Annotated in this window: 13 protein-coding genes; 10 read left to right on the top strand and 3 right to left on the bottom strand. The window is 71.9% G+C overall.

Translation table 11 applies throughout. The features are described from left to right. From ACZ6KY_RS05310 to ACZ6KY_RS05300, 3 genes are all read right to left on the bottom strand, one after another. The coding region (locus ACZ6KY_RS05310; protein ID WP_469308951.1) for a 2-oxoacid:ferredoxin oxidoreductase subunit beta at positions 1-707 on the bottom strand (707 nt) is incomplete at its 3' end. Beyond that, complete coding sequence (locus ACZ6KY_RS05305; protein WP_469308950.1) at positions 700-2,622, bottom strand: 2-oxoacid:acceptor oxidoreductase subunit alpha; 1,923 nt, start codon at positions 2,620-2,622, stop codon at positions 700-702. The genes ACZ6KY_RS05305 and ACZ6KY_RS05310, both read right to left, overlap by 8 nt. 525 nt (positions 2,623-3,147) lie before the next feature. After that, a complete protein-coding gene (locus ACZ6KY_RS05300) occupies positions 3,148-4,614 on the bottom strand; it encodes an MFS transporter (RefSeq protein WP_469308949.1) in 1,467 nt (488 codons plus the stop codon). Positions 4,615-5,308: 694 nt separating this feature from the next. On the opposite strand from ACZ6KY_RS05300, the gene ACZ6KY_RS05295 reads away from it, so the two are divergent. From ACZ6KY_RS05295 to ACZ6KY_RS05250, 10 genes are all read left to right on the top strand, one after another. Beyond that, a complete protein-coding gene (locus ACZ6KY_RS05295; protein ID WP_469308948.1) occupies positions 5,309-6,367 on the top strand; it encodes a ketoacyl-ACP synthase III family protein in 1,059 nt (352 codons plus the stop codon). Further along, positions 6,367-7,359, top strand: coding sequence for a 3-oxoacyl-ACP synthase III family protein (locus ACZ6KY_RS05290; protein WP_469308947.1), 993 nt, complete (start codon positions 6,367-6,369; stop codon positions 7,357-7,359). Before ACZ6KY_RS05295 ends, ACZ6KY_RS05290 begins: the two co-directional genes overlap by 1 nt. Positions 7,360-7,414: 55 nt before the next feature. Further along, entirely contained in the window at positions 7,415-8,302 is an 888-nt protein-coding gene (locus ACZ6KY_RS05285; RefSeq protein ID WP_469308946.1) for a Phenylacetic acid catabolic protein, read from the top strand. Next, positions 8,302-9,378 (top strand): Phenylacetic acid catabolic protein, encoded by a 1,077-nt coding sequence (locus tag ACZ6KY_RS05280; protein ID WP_469308945.1) that lies wholly within the window; start codon positions 8,302-8,304, stop codon positions 9,376-9,378. The genes ACZ6KY_RS05285 and ACZ6KY_RS05280 overlap by 1 nt, the downstream gene beginning before the upstream one ends. After that, entirely contained in the window at positions 9,375-9,890 is a 516-nt protein-coding gene (locus ACZ6KY_RS05275; RefSeq protein WP_469308944.1) for an iron-sulfur cluster assembly protein, read from the top strand. The genes ACZ6KY_RS05280 and ACZ6KY_RS05275 overlap by 4 nt, the downstream gene beginning before the upstream one ends. Next, positions 9,887-10,630, top strand: a complete 744-nt coding sequence (locus ACZ6KY_RS05270) for an SDR family NAD(P)-dependent oxidoreductase (protein ID WP_469308943.1) — start codon at positions 9,887-9,889, stop codon at positions 10,628-10,630. Before ACZ6KY_RS05275 ends, ACZ6KY_RS05270 begins: the two co-directional genes overlap by 4 nt. Beyond that, positions 10,627-11,427: an enoyl-CoA hydratase/isomerase family protein gene (locus tag ACZ6KY_RS05265; RefSeq protein ID WP_469308942.1), complete on the top strand. Its 801-nt coding sequence runs from the start codon at positions 10,627-10,629 to the stop codon at positions 11,425-11,427. The genes ACZ6KY_RS05270 and ACZ6KY_RS05265 overlap by 4 nt, the downstream gene beginning before the upstream one ends. Positions 11,428-11,432: 5 nt before the next feature. After that, complete coding sequence (locus ACZ6KY_RS05260; protein WP_469308941.1) at positions 11,433-13,136, top strand: AMP-binding protein; 1,704 nt, start codon at positions 11,433-11,435, stop codon at positions 13,134-13,136. 168 nt (positions 13,137-13,304) lie between these two features. Then, positions 13,305-14,648 (top strand): MFS transporter, encoded by a 1,344-nt coding sequence (locus ACZ6KY_RS05255; protein ID WP_469308940.1) that lies wholly within the window; start codon positions 13,305-13,307, stop codon positions 14,646-14,648. Between the two features lie 47 nt (positions 14,649-14,695). Further along, the gene (locus ACZ6KY_RS05250) at positions 14,696-15,925 is read left to right on the top strand and encodes a cytochrome P450 family protein (protein ID WP_469308939.1); all 1,230 of its coding nucleotides are present in this window, start codon (positions 14,696-14,698) and stop codon (positions 15,923-15,925) included. Positions 15,926-16,356: the final 431 nt, after the last annotated feature.

The raw sequence follows: 16,356 nt of genomic DNA, 5'->3' as shown, positions 1-16,356 counted from the left end.
TGCCTGTCCTTGAGGACCTCGAAGGCGCCGTCGTTGAAGATGTTGCAGTTCTGGTAGATCTCCACCAACGCCGTGCCGGGGTGGGCGGCGGCCTGCCGCAGCACGTCGGTGAGGTGCTTGCGGTCCGAGTCCACGGTGCGGGCCACGAAGGACGCCTCCGCGCCGATCGCCAGCGACACCGGGTTGAAGGGCGCGTCCAGGGAACCCATCGGCGTCGACTTGGTGATCTTGCCGACCTCGGAGGTCGGGGAGTACTGGCCCTTCGTCAGGCCGTAGATACGGTTGTTGAAGAGCAGGATCTTCAGGTTCACATTGCGGCGCAGGGCGTGGATCAGGTGGTTGCCGCCGATGGACAGGGCGTCGCCGTCACCGGTGACGACCCACACGGACAGGTCACGGCGCGAGGAGGCGAGTCCGGTCGCGATGGCGGGGGCGCGGCCGTGGATGGAGTGCATCCCGTACGTGTTCATGTAGTACGGGAAACGGGACGAGCAGCCGATGCCCGAGACGAAGACGACGTTCTCCTTCGCCAGGCCGAGTTCGGGCATGAAGCCCTGCACGGCGGCCAGGATCGCGTAGTCACCGCAACCGGGGCACCAGCGCACCTCCTGATCGGACTTGAAGTCCTTCATGGACTGCTTGCCGTCGGACTTCGGCACCAGGGAAAGCGCGGCGGTCACCGGCGCCTGCGCAGCGGTGTCAGCCATGGTGGATTGCCTCCTCGATGACGTGGGCGAGCCGCTCGGCCTTGAACGGCATGCCGTTGACCTGCGTGCAGGAGCGGGCGTCGACCAGGTACTTGGCGCGGATGAGCATGGCGAGCTGGCCCAGGTTCATCTCGGGGATGATCACCTTGTCGTAGGCGGTGAGGATCTCGCCGAGGTTGGCCGGGAAGGGGTTGATGTGGCGCAGGTGGGCCTGCGCGACCTTCTGGCCCGCGGCGCGGACGCGGCGGACGGCGGCGGTGATCGGGCCGTAGGTGGAGCCCCAGCCCAGGACCAGCAGCTTCGCCCCGTCACCGTCAGCGGCGCCGGGGTTGTCGACGTCGATGTCCGGGACGTCGATGCCGTCGATCTTGGCCTGCCGGGTGCGGACCATGAAGTCGTGGTTGGCGGGGTCGTAGGAGATGTTGCCCGTGCCGTCCTGTTTCTCGATGCCGCCGATACGGTGTTCAAGACCCGGGGTGCCGGGGACCGCCCACGGCCGTGCCAGGGTGTGCTCGTCACGCTTGTACGGCCAGAAGACCTCGGTGCCGTCGTCCAGGGTGTGGTTCGGCCGGGAGGCGAACTGCACGCGCAGGTCCGGCAGTTCATCGGTCGCCGGGATCCGCCAGGGCTCGGAGCCGTTGGCGAGATAGCCGTCGGAGAGCAGCAGGACGGGGGTGCGGTAGGCCAGTGCGATCCGGGCGGCGTCCAGCGCGGCGGTGAAGCAGTCCGACGGGGTGGCCGGGGCGATCACCGGCACCGGAGCCTCGCCGTTGCGCCCGTACATCGCCTGGAGCAGGTCGGCCTGCTCGGTCTTGGTCGGCAGGCCGGTCGACGGGCCGCCACGCTGGATGTCGATGACGAGCAGGGGCAGTTCGAGGGAGACGGCGAGCCCGATCGTCTCCGACTTCAGCGCCACACCGGGACCGGAGGTGGTCGTCACGCCCAGCGAGCCGCCGAAGGCCGCGCCCAGTGCGGCACCGATGCCCGCGATCTCGTCCTCGGCCTGGAAGGTGCGCACCCCGAAGTTCTTGTGCCGGCTCAGCTCGTGCAGGATGTCGGAGGCCGGGGTGATGGGGTACGAGCCGAGGAACAGCGGCAGACCGGCCCGCCGGCCGGCCGCCACCAGCCCGTACGACAGGGCGAGGTTCCCGGAGATGTTGCGGTAGGTGCCGGTCGGGAAGGCCTTCGAGGCCGGCGCGACCTCGTAGGAGACGGCGAAGTCCTCGGTCGTCTCGCCGAAGTTCCAACCCGCCCTGAACGCGGCGAGGTTGGCGGCCGCGATGTCGGGCTTCTTGGCGAACTTGGTCCGCAGGAACTTCTCGGTGCCCTCGGTCGGCCGGTGGTACATCCACGACAACAGGCCCAGCGCGAACATGTTCTTCGACCGGTCTGCGTCCTTGCGGGACAGCCCGAACTCCTTCAGCGCCTCCACCGTCAGCGTCCCCAGCGGTACCGGGTGCACGCTGTAGCCGTCCAGTGAGCCGTCCTCGAGCGGGCTCACCTGATATCCGACCTTGGCCAGCGCGCGCTGGGTGAACTCGTCGGTGTTGACGATGATCTCCGCGCCGCGCGGCATGTCCGGCAGGTTCGCCTTCAGGGCGGCCGGGTTCATCGCGACCAGGACGTTGGGCGCGTCGCCCGGCGTGAGGATGTCGTGGTCGGCGAAGTGCAGCTGGAAGGAGGACACGCCCGGCAGCGTGCCTGCCGGCGCCCGGATCTCCGCGGGGAAGTTCGGCAGCGTGGACAGGTCGTTGCCGAACGACGCGGTCTGCGACGTGAAGCGATCGCCCGTCAGCTGCATGCCGTCCCCGGAGTCCCCCGCGAAGCGGATGATCACCCGGTCCAGACGGCGGACCTTCTTCGCGGGAGGCACCTCGGGCTCGGCCTCGGCGGGCAGGCTGGTCTGGACAAGCATCGGAAAGCTCCTGTCAATCCTTGATGTCACAGATCGCGGCGCCGCAGGACGCCGTGCGCGGCCGCGACCGCGCGGGACAGGGGATCGTGCCGCGGGGGCGGTCGAGCGGATCGCTGTCGGTGTCTTGGCCGTCGGTTGCCGCCGCGGTGCCGGCGACCGGCCGGGCCGGGGTGGATATATGGGCCGGGACCCGGCCTGCCGCAGCGCACGGGGCTTGCGTGCCGCGGGCAGAGGCGCACGGTGCCCCGGACCTTCGGCACGAGAGCATCGTTGCTGCCCGTGCGGACGGCGGCCGGGTCCGGGACGCCGTCCGGCGCCGCCCGTGCCGGTGCCGTACCGGTGTGATGGCGGTCGCCGGCCTGCTCGCCGACCGTGCGACGGCCGCGTCGAGGGCCCCGCGCGGCCGGCCGCAGGCCCGGACCTCGCCCAGGATCATCCGCGTCGTGCGAACGACGGCGTCCCGGTTCCGGGCTCCCGTACCTGCTGGGCGCGGGAGCCCGGACCCCGCGTTCTGCTGAGGCGGCGTCAGCCCGCCTGTGTGGCAGCCTCGGTGACCTCCGCCGTCGACACCGGGGTGTCAGGCGCGGGGGCAGGCCGGGGCTCCTTCTTCAGGCCGAGCCCGATGAAGGCACCGGCGAGCGTTCCCGCGGCGGCGACCCACCCTGCCGTCCGGAGCCCGCCGACCAGCGCGTGGGGGCCGGGGTTGTGGCCGGCGTGGGAGTTCGCCACCGCGACCAGGGCCGCGAGGCCGAGGGCGCCGCCGATCTGACGGCACGTGGAGGCGAGTGCCGAGGCGACCCCTTGCTGGGCCGGTTCGGCCCCTGCGGACGCCACCGCGACGAAGAGCGACGGGAAGGCGAAGCCGCCGCCGGCGCCCCAGATCGCGATACCCGGCAGCAGCGTCCAGTAGGAGCCGTGCGTGGACATGCCGGCGATGACCGCGGCCAGCCCTAAGGCGGTACCGACCGTGCCGAGGAAGAGCGTCGTACGGACCCCGAGCCGGCCCAGCACCCGGGCGTTGAGCTTCATCGATACCGCCATGCAGACCACGGTCGGCGGCAGGAACGCGATGCCGGCGGCGAGCGGACCGTAGTTGAGCGCCGTCTGCAGGTAGGTGGTGAGCAGGTAGTACGTACCGCCCAGGGAGGCCTGGAAGACGATCATCGCCAGCATGGCGACGGTCAGGCCCCGCAGGCCGAACAGCTTCAGCGGCACCAGCGGGTCGGCGGAGCGCTTCTCGATCAGCACGAAGACCGCCAGCAGCAGCGCGCCGACCGCCAGGGCGCCGACGCCCTCGATCGATCCCCAGCCCTTGGCCGGACCGCTGACCAGGCCGAACACCAGTAGCGTCGAACCGATGGTGGCGACCACGGCCCCGACGGCGTCGAAGCTGCGGCCGGTGCCGAGCGGGCGGTCGGGCGGCAGGATCCGGGTGGCGGCGAACGCCGTGACCAGCGCGAGCGGGACGTTGACGAAGAAGACCCAGCTCCAGCCGAAGGTGCTGGTCAGCACGCCGCCGAGGAGCGAGCCCGCGGCCAGGCCCGCGCTGCCCATGGCGCCCCAGACGGACGTGGCCCGGTTGCGCTCGGAGCCCGGGGCGAACGTGGTGAAGACGAGCATCAGTGTCGCCGGCGTCAGCAGCGCGCCGCCCACGCCCTGGACGGCGCGAGCGGCCACCAGGAGCCCGGCGTTGTCCGCGAGTCCGCCGGCGAGGGAGGAGAACGCGTAGATGACCAGACCGGTGACCAGCATGCGCCGCGGGCCGATCCGGTCGGCCGCACGGCCTCCGAACAACAGCAGTCCGCCGAGCGCGACCGCGTAGGCGCTGACGACCCACTGCAGCGACTGCGCGGAGAAGCCGAGCTGGCTGCCGATGTCCGGCAGCGCCACGTAGACGATGTTGTAGTCGATGGTGACGATGAACTGGGTGAACGCCAGCAGGGCGAGTGTGTACCCGGCCCACCGTGGCGATCGGTGGTCTGAGGTGGCCATGGTGTGGCTTCTTCCTTCGGGGTGAGCGGGGCGGTGGCCGCCCGGGGCGGGATCCACGGGAAAGAATAATCCCTTCGCAAAGGTATGTAAATCTGGGACGGCGACGGGATCGGCCAACTTCACACAGGTGCCGCGCAGTTGAGACTCCGTCACCGCGACTGCGGTACGACGCGGCCGGCACCCCTCGACGATCACGCGGACCGCGCCGAAGCGCGCGAGGCGCAGCGGCCCCGGGGTGCGGTGACGGCGGCGCGCCGCGGACGGCTCCGGCGGCCGCCGCCCCCTGCTCCCCGGCGTACGGCGCACCCCCGCTCCCCCGGCGCCCGGCGCCCTTGTGCAAGTGAGGACGGTCCTCACTTGCACAGAGGCCGCCCCTCTCCTGCGACGCCCGCGACGCAAGGCGGCGCAGGCAGTGCCCGCGGGCTCGGCGCGGCCCGGTGGTCGCTCACGGACACCGCGCCCTGCCGCAGTTACATACCTCTGCGAAGGTATGCGATTCTGGGCGGGAAACCACTGGTGGCCCGGTGCTCCAGTGCCCGCTCCCCCGTTGGTGGACGGCCCGTGTACCGCACTGCGCCTGGTACGGCGTGCCCCTCTTCCCCGGCCGGACGAACTGCCGAGCACTCACCCGGCCCCCGCTCGTCGGCCGCAGACCCGCACTCCCTACGGATCCCGAGCTTTCGAAGGAGCCTGAATGAAATTCGGAAACGATCTGCGGATCAAGACCGTGACCTCGTGGTTTCCACCGGACCGCGAGAACGTCGAGGACGCCGTGGCGGCGGGGAAGCTGACCGGCTCGGACGCGGAGCGGCTCGGCGTCAGCCAGCTGCCGGTCTCGGTCACTTTGTCCGCTCCCGAGATGGCGGCGGAGGCCGGCCGGGCCGCGATAAGCCGGGCGGGCTGGAACCCGTCCGATGTGGGCCTGGTCCTGCACACCTGGATCTACCACCAGGGCCATGACATGTGGTCGCCGCCGCACTACGTGGCGAACGCGGTGGGCGCCGGCCACGCGACGCCGTACGGCGTCCAGCAGGGCTGCAACGCGGGCGCGCTGGCCCTCCAGCTGGCCGCGATGCACCTGGACACCGACGCCGGGCTCGGTGCCGTGCTCGTCACGACGGGCGACCGTTTCTGTCCTCCCGGTATGGACCGCTGGACCTCCGACTACGGCCTCGGCTTCGGTGACGCGGGGACCGCGGCGCTGGTGCACCGCGGCGGCGCGGAGCCCGACGACTACGCCCTCCTGTCGCTGGCCAGCGTGACCGACGCCCAGTTCGAGCTGATGATGCGGCACGGCAACGACTTCAGCCCGGCGCCCATGTGGCACGACGGCTTCATCGACCTGCGCACTCCCAAGAAGTCCTATCTGGCGGAGTACGGCAAGAAGAAGTTCGAGACCGTCGCCAGCCGCAATATCCGCAAGGTGATCGCGGACAGCCTGCACGACGCGGGCCTGCAGCCCGACGATCCGCGGATCAAGTACATCGCGCTGCCGCGGCTCGGGGCGAGCCTGCTGGACTCCATCTACGGCCCGGTGATCAACGAGCTGCTCAAGGCCGAGGCCCTGCGGTTCGGCGCCGCCACCGGCCACCTGGGGTGCGGGGACTTCCTCGCGAACCTGGCCGACATGCGGGACCGGGTGCCGCTCCAGCCGGGCGACGTCGCTTTGGTGATCAGCGGTGGGGCGGCCTGGACCTGGGCCTGCGCCGTCGTCCAGGTACCGCAGGAACACACTTCGGCGAGGGATGTGTGATGGGCTTCGGATTCCTCGGCCTCGGCGGGCACGTGCCGCCGCTGGTCATAGACAACACGCAGGTCGCCGAGTGGACCGGCGCGCAGGAGAACTGGATCGTCGAGCGGACCGGCATCCTGGAGCGCAGGTACCGGGAGCCCGGCACCGTCACCTCCGACCTGGCGCTGCACGCCGCGCGCGAGGCGCTGGGCGCGCTGCCGGATGCGGCGGCCCGGCTCGGTGTGATGATCGTGGCCACGTCGACGCCCGACCAGCCGCAGCCCTCCACCGGGGCGATCCTGCAGGACAAGCTCGGCCTGTCCGACATCCCGGCGTTCGACGTCAACGCGGTGTGCTCCGGCTTCCTCTACGCGCTGGCGGTCGCCGACTCGATGCTGTCGGCGCGGCTGGCCGGTGAGGGCGGCGACCACGCCCTGGTGGTCGGCACCGACATCTACTCCTCGCTGATGAACCGCTCCGACCGACGCACCGTCAGCCTCTTCGGCGACGGGGCCGGCGCGGTGCTGCTCGGTCCGGTGCCCGACGGGTACGGCGTGCTGAGCTGGCGGCTGGTCACCCACGGCGAACACCGCGAACTGGTCGAGGTGCCCGCCGGCGGCACCCGCACGCCGCTGGACGCCCGCAGCCGGGAGGCCGGCGAGCACCAGTTCCGCATGCGGGGCCGCGAGGTGCGCGAGTACGCGCTCGGCGTGCTGCCCAAGGTGGTCGGCGAGGCGCTCGACTCGGCCGGGGTCCGGCTGGAGGACGTGGACCGTTTCATCCTGCACCAGGCCAACACCCGCCTGGTGGAAGCGTGCACGCGTGAACTCGGCGTCGACCCCGGCCGGGTGCCGCTGACGGCACCGCGGTTCGGCAACACCGCCACGGCCTCCATCCCGCTCACCCTGCGCGCGGAGAACGAACGGCGGCCGTTCCGGCGGGGCGAGCACCTGGTGCTGGCCGGAGTGGGCGGCGGCATGACCGCCGGCGCCGTGGTCGTCCGCTGGTACTGAGCCCTCCCCCGCGACACCGCTGCAAACCATGCAAGCGCTGCGAAAGGAACCAGACATGCCGACAGCGACAGCGGCGGAACTCCGCCGCTACGAACTGTGGGACCCGATGCCCGACGAGGTACGCGAGGGCGCACGGCGGTTCGCCACCGTCCAGGCGCTCAACGAGCTCGTGGGCGTGCTGCCGTTCGCCGAGTGGCTGGACCGCGCGCCCAGTTGCACCAGGCGGCAGATGCTGATGGCCAAGGTCCAGGACGAGGTGGGCCACGGGCACGTGGCCGCACGGGTCGCCGAGGACCTGGGCATGCCACGCGAGCGGATCCTGGTGGACTACCTGGAGGGCCGCTCGAAGGTGCACAACATCTTCCACTACTCCTTCGCGTCCTGGGAGGAGTTCGGCCCGGGGCTGCTCCTGATGAACTCGGCGGCGATCTTCCAGTTCCGGTCGCTGATGAAGGGCGTCTACCTGCCGTACGGCCGGGCACTGCGCAAGATCGAACGCGAGGAGTCCTTCCACTACCAGCACGCCCTGGACATGACCCACGAGGTGCTGACGCACGGAGACGCCGACCAGCGGCGCCGCGTGCAGGAGGGGTTCGAGATGTGGCTGCCGCGGGTGCTGGCCTACCTCGGTCCGCCGGACACCGAGACCCTGCACTCCAATCGCATGCACCAGATCGGCCTGAAGCCCGACGGCAACGACGAGCTGCGCCAGGCCTGGCTCGGCAAGATCATCCCGGTCTTCGAGAAGCTCGGCGTGCACGTGGATCCCGCGCTGGCCCGTCAGATGCCCTCGGGCGCCTGGGAGTTCGCGATGCCCGACTGGGCCGAGGTGAAGAAGGTCATCGCGGGCGGCGGCCCCGCGTCACAGAGCCGGCTGGACTGGGTGCGCGGTGCCCTGGAGCGCAACGCGCGATACCGGCGCGCACTGCGGGGGGTGGCGTGATGCCGCACGTTCCCACCGACACCGACGTCTACGAGGTGTTCGCGCAGACCGGCAGCGGCTCGCCGCTCAACCACGTCGGCTCCCTCGTGGCGCCGCGCCGGGACGCCGCCTGGCACCTGGCCAAGGAGACCTACGGGCGCCGCGACGACCTCTTTCGGCTCTGGGTGGTCCGGCGCACCGACCTGATCGTCTCCAGCGCCGACGACCGCGGCCTGCTCGCCGCCAAGACCCGGATGCCGCACCGCCAGCCCGGCTTCCCCACCACCCGCCGCCGCGACCGCTCCGCCGCCCCGGACACCGCCGCCCCGCAGACGGCCACGGCCCTACCGCAACACTCGGAGGACTCCGAGGACTTCGCGGCCCGGCACGACAACGACGGGCGCGAGACCACCGACCGCGCCAGGACCGGGCTGTGGCTGGCACTCGCCGACGACCTGTTCGTCCTGGGCAACCGGCTGGGCGAACGCATCGTCGACTACATCGACCTGGAGGAGTCCCTGGCGGTCGGCTCGATCGGGCAGGAGGCCCTGGCGCACGCCGAGACGGTCCTGTCGCTGCACGGATTCGACGAGGCCGCCGCCGACGCCCACTTCTTCGAACGTCCGCAGGAGCAGTGGCAGGTCTCCCGCGTCATCGGCCGCCTCGGCGACTGGCCGTCCACCGTGGCCTGCGGGCTGGTGATCTCCGCAGCCGTCAGCCTGCTCGCCGAGGAGCGCGCCGACGACGAGCCCGCGATCTCCGCCATCCGCGACGAGCAGCTGGTCCACCTGGACCACTGGCGGCGATGGGCTCGGGCGCTGGTCACCTGGCCCGAGACACGTGAGGAGTTCACGCAGGCCTACGCCGACGTGACGCACTGCGCCGGCGACCTGTTCGGCGCCGGCCCGCACGACGCCCTGACGGATGCGCTGCACGCGCGTCTGATGGCGCGGGTCGGCGACAGCGGCGGCCCCGGCTCACGCCTGCCGCACCTGCCGGTGCCGCGAGCCGCGGCAATGGGCGGCAGTGTCCTGGCCGACTGCCTCGCGCGCGGCCGCCTCGTCCGCGAGCACTACGCCCCGGAGGTGTTCCTGTGAGCGCCCCTGCGGCCGCCGCGGCCCTGCCCCCCGACCCGCTCACCGGCGTCGTCGCCGACGTGCGCGATCCGGAGATCGACGTGAACCTGGGCGACCTCGGAGTGGTGCGCTCGGTGTCCCGGACCGACGGCCGGATCGTGGTCCACCTCGCCCCCACCCGGCTCAGCTGCCCCGCCCGCGGCGAGATCGCCCGGCGCGTGCGCTCCGCGCTCACCGACGCCGCGCCGGGGCACGTGATCGAGATCGTGTGGGAGCGCGGCGCGTGGCGGCCCGCCGCGGTGACCGCCGCCGGGCACGACGCCCTGCGCACTGCCGGCTACCGCGTGGCGGGCACCACGCCCCGATGCCCCTACTGCGCCGGCGACGACGTCGTACGGGCCGGCCGCTTCGGCGGCGCGGTCTGCAAGGTGCCCTACGACTGCCGCGGCTGCGGCTCGCCCTTCGATGTGATCGGTACGGCCGGCTGCTCCGCCGTGCTCCCGGTCCCCGACGTCAGGCAAGGAGGATCATGATGAGGCTCGCCGGAAAGACGGCCGTGATCACCGGGGGTTCCCGGGGACTGGGCCGGGCGATCGCGGAACGCTACCTGCTCGAGGGTGCGCAGGTGGTGTGCGCGGCCCGCAACCCGTACGACATCAAGGAGGTCCTCGACCTCTCCCCCGGCCGCGGCGCGTACGTCCCGGTCGACGTCACGAGTCCCGACTCGGTCGCCGCGCTGATGGCCGAGACCGCCGAGCGCTTCGGCGGCGTGGACATCCTGGTCGCCAACGCCGGTGTAAGCCGGGACGGGCGGGTGGACCGGCTGCCGGTCACCGACTGGCAGGACATGGTGGCCACCAACCTCACCGGGGTGTTTCTGTGCACCCAGGCGGCGATTCCCTACCTGGAACGCAGCCAGGCACCCCGGATCGTCAACGTCTCCTCCAGCATGGCCACCCGGGTCGCCATCGGAGCCGCCGGATACTGCGCCACCAAGGCCGCGGTGGAGATGTTCACCCGCGTCAGCGCCATCGAGCTCGGCCCTCGCGGCATCCTGGTCAACTCCCTGGCCCCCGGCATCCTCGACGAGGGCATGGGCCAGCAGCTCACCGAGAACGACAAGATCTGGGCGCACTACAAGACCCGGCTGGCGCTCGGCCGGCCCGGTGGCGCCGACGAGGCCGCCGACGCGGCCCTCTTCCTGGCCGGTCCCGAATCGAGCTACGTCAACGGCCACGTCCTCGAAGTGAACGGAGGCCTGCTGTGGTCATGACGAGCGCACCCCCGGTGGAACACCTCTCCGCGTGGCTGGACCTCGACGGAGCGGTGGGCATCCTGCGCCTGGACCGGCCGCCGCTGAACGTGCTCGACCGCGCAGCGCAGTCCGCGCTGCGCGCCGCGGCCGAGCAGGCCGCGGCCGACGAGCGGGTCCGCGCGGTGGTCCTGCACGGCGGGCCCACGGCCTTCTCGGCCGGCGGCGACATCAAGGAGATGGCCGCGATGACGCACACCGAGATGGTGCGGCACGCGCCGGTGCTCCAAGGCGCCTTCGACGCGGTGGCCGCCATCCCCAAACCGGTGGTGGCCGCGATCAACGGGCCCGCTCTCGGCGGCGGTTGCGAGCTGGCGCTGACCGCCGACGCCCGCATCTGCGGAAGCGAGGCACGCCTGGGGCTGCCCGAGGTCCTGCTCGGCGTCATTCCCGGAGCCGGCGGCACCCAGCGGCTGCCGCGGCTGATCGGTCCGGCCAAGGCCAAGGAGCTCATCTTCACCGGCCGCCAGGTCGGTGCGGACGAGGCCCTGGAGCTGGGCCTGGTGGACCAGGTCGTGCCGACCGGCCAGGTGCTGCAGAGCGCGCTGCGGTGGGCGCGGCGATTCGAGAAGGGCCCCGCACTGGCCCTGCACGCCGCCAAGACGGCCGTGGACCAGGGTCTGGCGACCGACCTGGCCGCCGGGCTGGCCATCGAACGGTCGGTGTTCGCCGGCCTGTTCGCCACCGAGGACCGGCTGACCGGCATGCGGGGATTCGCCGCCGACGGGCCCGGCCGCGCCACCTTCAACGGGAGGTAGCCGTCATGCGTACAGCGACCGGCGCGTTCCAACGCGCCCGTGACCACCTGCTGTCCTCCTACGGGGACCTGCCGCGCGCCCGCGCCTTCCCCCGGCCCGCACTCGGCGGGACGTTCGGCTGGGTCCCGGACTGGTTCGACGTCATCTCCGACGGCAACGACGCCACAGCGCTGCGCGTGGTCGACCTCGACCGGCAGGGCGCGGTCCTCGCCGACACGGCGCTGAGCTTCGCCGAACTGGCCGAGCGATCCCGGCGGGTCGCCGGATGGCTCCGGTCGATCGGCGTGCGGCGCGGTGACCGCGTCCTGCTCATGCTCGGCAACCGGGTGGAGCTGTGGGAGTGCGTGCTGGCCGCGTTCCGGCTGGGCGCCGCGGTCATCCCCGCGGCCGTCCAACTGACCCCCGAGGACCTGGCCGAACGGCTGGAGCGCGGCGCGGTGCGGCACGTCATCGCGCAGTCCGACCTCACCCCCAAAATCGACGGCCTGCGCGGCGGTTGGACGCGCGTCGCCGTCGGGGACCGGGTCGCGGGCTGGCAGGACTACCAGCGGGCCTACGCCGCCGCACCGCTGCGGGAGGCGGTGCGGACCCGGCCCGAGGAGCCGTCGCTCATCTACTTCACCTCAGGCACCACGGCCCGTCCCAAGATGGTCGGGCACACCGGGCTGAGCTATCCGGTCGGTCACCTGTCGACCATGTACTGGCTCGGTCTGCGCCCCGGTGACGTGCACCTGAACATCTCCTCGCCCGGGTGGGCGAAACACGCCTGGAGCTGTCTGTTCGCCCCCTGGAACGCGCAGGCGACGGTCCTGGTCGTCAACCAGCCCCGGTTCGCGGCCCGTCCGCTGCTGAAGATGATGTCGCTCTGCGGGGCGACCTCCTTCTGCGCGCCGCCCACCGTGTGGCGCAGCCTCATCCAGGAGGACCTGACCCGCTGGCCGATGCAGTTGCGCGAGGCGGTGGCCGCCGGGGAACCGCTCAACGCGGAGGTCGTGCACCGCATCCGTGACGCCTGGGGCGTCACGGTACGGGACGGCTACGGGCAGACCGAGACGACCGCCCAGATAGGCACCCCGCCGGGGATGCCGGCCGTGGAGGGGGCGTTGGGCTGGGCGCTGCCGGGCTACGACGTGGCCCTGCTGGACCCGCAGACCAACGTCCCCGTCCCCGACGGCTCCGCGGAGGGCGAGATCTGCCTGCCGCTGGCCAACCGACCCCTGGGCCTGATGAGCGGCTACCTCGGCGATCCCGAGGCGACCGCGCGCGCCTTGCACGGCGGCTTCTACCACACCGGCGACTTCGCCACCCGCGACGCCGAGGGCCTCTTCCGCTATCTGGGACGCGGCGACGACGTCTTCAAGGCGTCCGACTACCGCATCTCCCCCTTCGAACTGGAGAGCGTTCTGCTGCGGCACGCGGCCGTCGCCGACGCTGCGGTGGTTCCCTCACCCGAGCCGCTGCGCCTGGCCGTACCCAAGGCGTACGTCGCACTCGCCGCCGACTACCGGCCGGAGGCGCAGACCGCGCGGCAGATCCTCGCGCACGCCCGCGAGCACCTCGCCCCCTACAAGCGAATACGCCGGATCGAGTTCGCCGAGCTGCCCAAGACCATCTCCGGCAAGACACAGCGGGCCGAGCTGCGCCGGCGCGAGGAGCAGCGGCTCACCCGCTCGGCGCAGGAGTGGTGGGAGGAGGACTTCCCCAGCTAGCTCCCCGCCTTTCACCGGGTGGGGCTGCCGAGGCGATGGCGTGTGCCGCGCATCAGACGCACTTCATGCCAGGGCGAGCGGGCTGGCGTTTCACGGCGCGGCCCGCTCGGCCGGCCCTCGGCCCCACAACCTCACCGGCACCGTCGACCATTGAGCCTTGGAGACGCCATGATTCCCGTCCTCACATCCGAAGGGCAGCGCAGAAGAGCTGTACTGAGCAGTCTCATCGGCAACAGCATCGAGTTCTACGAGTTCCTCATCTACGGGTCGTTCTCGTCCCTGTACTTCGGCACCCTGTTCTTCCCCTCCTTCGCCCCCACCACCGGAACCCTGCTGTCGCTGTCGACGTTCGCGGTCGCGTTCGTGGGCAGGCCGCTCGGTGCCGTCGTCTTCGGGCACCTCGGGGACCGGCTGGGTCGCAGGACGACGCTGATCACCACACTCACCGTGATGGGCGGCGCAACGGTCCTGATCGGCCTGCTGCCCACCTACCGGACGATCGGAGTCGCCGCCCCGATCCTGCTGACCGTCCTCCGCTTCGTCCAGGGATGCTCGCTCGGCGGGGAGTCCAGCGGCGGATTCCTGATGGCGCTGGAGAACGCCCGGCCCAACAAGCGGGGCCTGCTCACGGCCATCGTCGGCACCGGCAACGCCTGGGGGCTGCTGCTGGCCAACGGCGTCCTGCTGCTCGTCACCCTCCTGCCGGACCGTCAGGTGCTGTCGTGGGGGTGGCGGCTGCCGTTCCTGTTCAGCGCGGTGCTCGTGGCCTTCGCGCTGCGCGTGCGGCTGCGGCTCACGGAGACCCCCGAGTTCGAGGAGATGAAGTCCGCGGGCGCCGTCAGGACCCTACCGGCGCTCGAGATCGTGAGGCGGCACGGTCTGCTCACCCTGTGCGCGTCACTGTCGGCGCTCCCGATGTTCCTGGTCTTCTACCTCGGGTCGGTGTTCTCGCTCAAGTACGCGTCAACCATCCATGTGGGCCGGTCGGAGATGCTGACGCTGCTCGCCGGGTCATGCGTCTTCCTGATCGTGGCCATGCCGCTCTTCGGCCGGCTCGGCGACCGCCGAGGCCGCAAAGCGGTCTTCGTCGGCGGCATCGTCGTCATGACGGCCGCCCCCTTCGCGTGGTTCCCGCTGCTGGAGACCAGGTCCCTGCCGCTGATGGCGCTCGGCTTCCTGGCGCTGTTCGCCGGGTTCGCCGCGAACTACGGCGTGCAGGGCGCGTTCTACCCGCAGCTGTTCCCCACAGGGCTGCGCTACTCCGGGATGTCCATCAGCTACAACGTGGGCGGTCTGCTGGGCGGCGCCGTCAGCCCCCTCATCGCCACCTCCCTGCTCGGCAGGTACCACAGCTGGACATCCATCGCCCTGTACATGGCCGCGACCGGTGTCATCGGCCTGACCGCGTCGCTGTTCCTGCGCGAGCTCCCCGCCGTTGCAACCGCCCAACCCACCGCTGCCGCACGGCCGATGGCCGCGCCCGCCGACATCGCCGCCGCCGCCGGCAGCTGAGCGGAACCGGCGCACCTCCCCATCCGATCCGAAATCAGGAAGTCCCCATGACAGCCCCGTCCGTCACCCGTTGCCCCGTCCTCGATCCCACCGGCCGTGCGATGCACGCGGAAGCCACCTCGCTGCGCGAGGCGCCCGCCGTGCTGGTGGAGCTTCCGGGACCCGTCCGCGCCTGGGCGGTCACCCGGCACAGCGTCATCCAGTCGTTGACCAACGACCCGCGGGTCTCGCGCGACATACGACAGCACTGGCCCGACCTGGCCCACATGCCCGACGGCTGGCCGCTGGCCGCCCTCGCGCTGCAGCAGAGCTTCTTCAACTTCTACGGTGAGGAGCACCGCACGTCCCGGCGCCGCGTCGCCCCCACGTTCTCACCGCGCCAGGTCGAACACATGCGTCCGCAGGTCCAGGCGACCGCCGACCGGCTGATCGACGCCCTGGCCGCACTGCCCCCGGGGTCCGTCGCCGACATCCGCCAGGCCCTGGCCCTGCCCCTGACCCTCACCGTCATCTGCGACCTGTTCGGCGTTCCCGACCACCTGCGCACCAAGATCGGCACCGGGATCGACGCGGTGCTGAACTCCTCCCTCGGCCCGGAGGAGGCACTGGCCGCCAACGACACCCTGTACGAGCGGCTCGACGAACTGCTGTGCTACAAACGCGAGCACCCGGCCGCCGACCTGACCAGCGACCTGCTGCTGCCCTCCGACCCCGGCCAGGAGCCGCTGTCCCAGGACGTCCTGCTCGGCACGCTGTTCCTCATGATCGGCGCTGGTTACGAGACCACCGTCAACCTCATCACCAGCGCTGTCCACGCCGTGCTCGACCACCCCGAGACCCTCACCCGCATCCACGAGGGGACCATCGGCTGGAAGGACGTCATCGAGGAGACGCTGCGTATCGAGGGCCCGATCATGCACATACCGATGCGCTGCGCCCTGGAGGACATCGACCTGGGCGAAGGCGTCGTCATCCGCAAGGGCGACGCGATCACCGTCGCCTTCGCGGCCGCCGGACGCGACCCGGAACTGCACCCGCAGTGCCCCGAACGCTTCGACCCCACACGGTCCAGCAAGGAACACCTCGCCTTCGGTCACGGGCCCCACTTCTGCCTCGGTGCGCACCTCGCCCGCGTCGAAGCGGACGTCGCCCTGAGCACGCTCTTCAGCCGGCTGCCCGAGCTCGCCCTGGCGCACCCCGGCCGGCAGCCCGCGCGCGTGGAGTCCTTCATCATCAACGGGCCCCAGGGCCTGGAGGTCGTGCCACGACCGGCCTGACGTACCCGCGCCGCCGGGGCCGCCCTGCGAGAACCTGGGGCGGCCCCGGCGGTGTGCCCGTGTCATCGGCCTGATGACCAGGGGCCGTTCCACCGCGGCGCCGGCCGGGATCGCGTCCCGGCCGGCGCCGTTCGCCGGTCCCGTCCGGCGCGGTCGCCGACGGGGTGGCGTGCGGGGCCGGGCGGCAGCGGACGACACACCAGCGACAAGGCAGGGCGAGACAGCAGCGCAGCACGGCCGGGACGCCGACCCGCGGCCGGCACAGCAGCGGGGGGGGGGGGGGGGGGGGGGGGGGGGGTGGGGGGGGGGGGTGTGGGGGGTGGGGGGGGGGGGGGGGTGGGGTGGGGGGGGGGGGGGGGGGGGGGGGGGGGGGGGGGGGACGAGTCGCTTGCCGGGCGGGATACCGTGGAGGGCAGCCCAGAACGCGCCCG

The organism is Streptomyces sp. NPDC042002 (assembly GCF_055588305.1).
Note: the sequence above shows the minus strand (reverse complement) of the source record. Positions and strands in the feature narration are given on the sequence as shown.

Bases quoted from the DNA above. Each gene is read 5' to 3' on its own strand.
- ACZ6KY_RS05305 (WP_469308950.1), bottom strand. From the start codon at position 2,622: ATGCTTGTCCAGACCAGCCTGCCCGCCGAGGCCGAGCCCGAGGTGCCT.
- ACZ6KY_RS05300 (WP_469308949.1), bottom strand. From the start codon at position 4,614: ATGGCCACCTCAGACCACCGATCGCCACGGTGGGCCGGGTACACACTC.
- ACZ6KY_RS05295 (WP_469308948.1), top strand. From the start codon at position 5,309: ATGAAATTCGGAAACGATCTGCGGATCAAGACCGTGACCTCGTGGTTT.
- ACZ6KY_RS05290 (WP_469308947.1), top strand. From the start codon at position 6,367: ATGGGCTTCGGATTCCTCGGCCTCGGCGGGCACGTGCCGCCGCTGGTC.
- ACZ6KY_RS05285 (WP_469308946.1), top strand. From the start codon at position 7,415: ATGCCGACAGCGACAGCGGCGGAACTCCGCCGCTACGAACTGTGGGAC.
- ACZ6KY_RS05280 (WP_469308945.1), top strand. From the start codon at position 8,302: ATGCCGCACGTTCCCACCGACACCGACGTCTACGAGGTGTTCGCGCAG.
- ACZ6KY_RS05270 (WP_469308943.1), top strand. From the start codon at position 9,887: ATGATGAGGCTCGCCGGAAAGACGGCCGTGATCACCGGGGGTTCCCGG.
- ACZ6KY_RS05265 (WP_469308942.1), top strand. From the start codon at position 10,627: ATGACGAGCGCACCCCCGGTGGAACACCTCTCCGCGTGGCTGGACCTC.
- ACZ6KY_RS05260 (WP_469308941.1), top strand. From the start codon at position 11,433: ATGCGTACAGCGACCGGCGCGTTCCAACGCGCCCGTGACCACCTGCTG.
- ACZ6KY_RS05255 (WP_469308940.1), top strand. From the start codon at position 13,305: ATGATTCCCGTCCTCACATCCGAAGGGCAGCGCAGAAGAGCTGTACTG.
- ACZ6KY_RS05250 (WP_469308939.1), top strand. From the start codon at position 14,696: ATGACAGCCCCGTCCGTCACCCGTTGCCCCGTCCTCGATCCCACCGGC.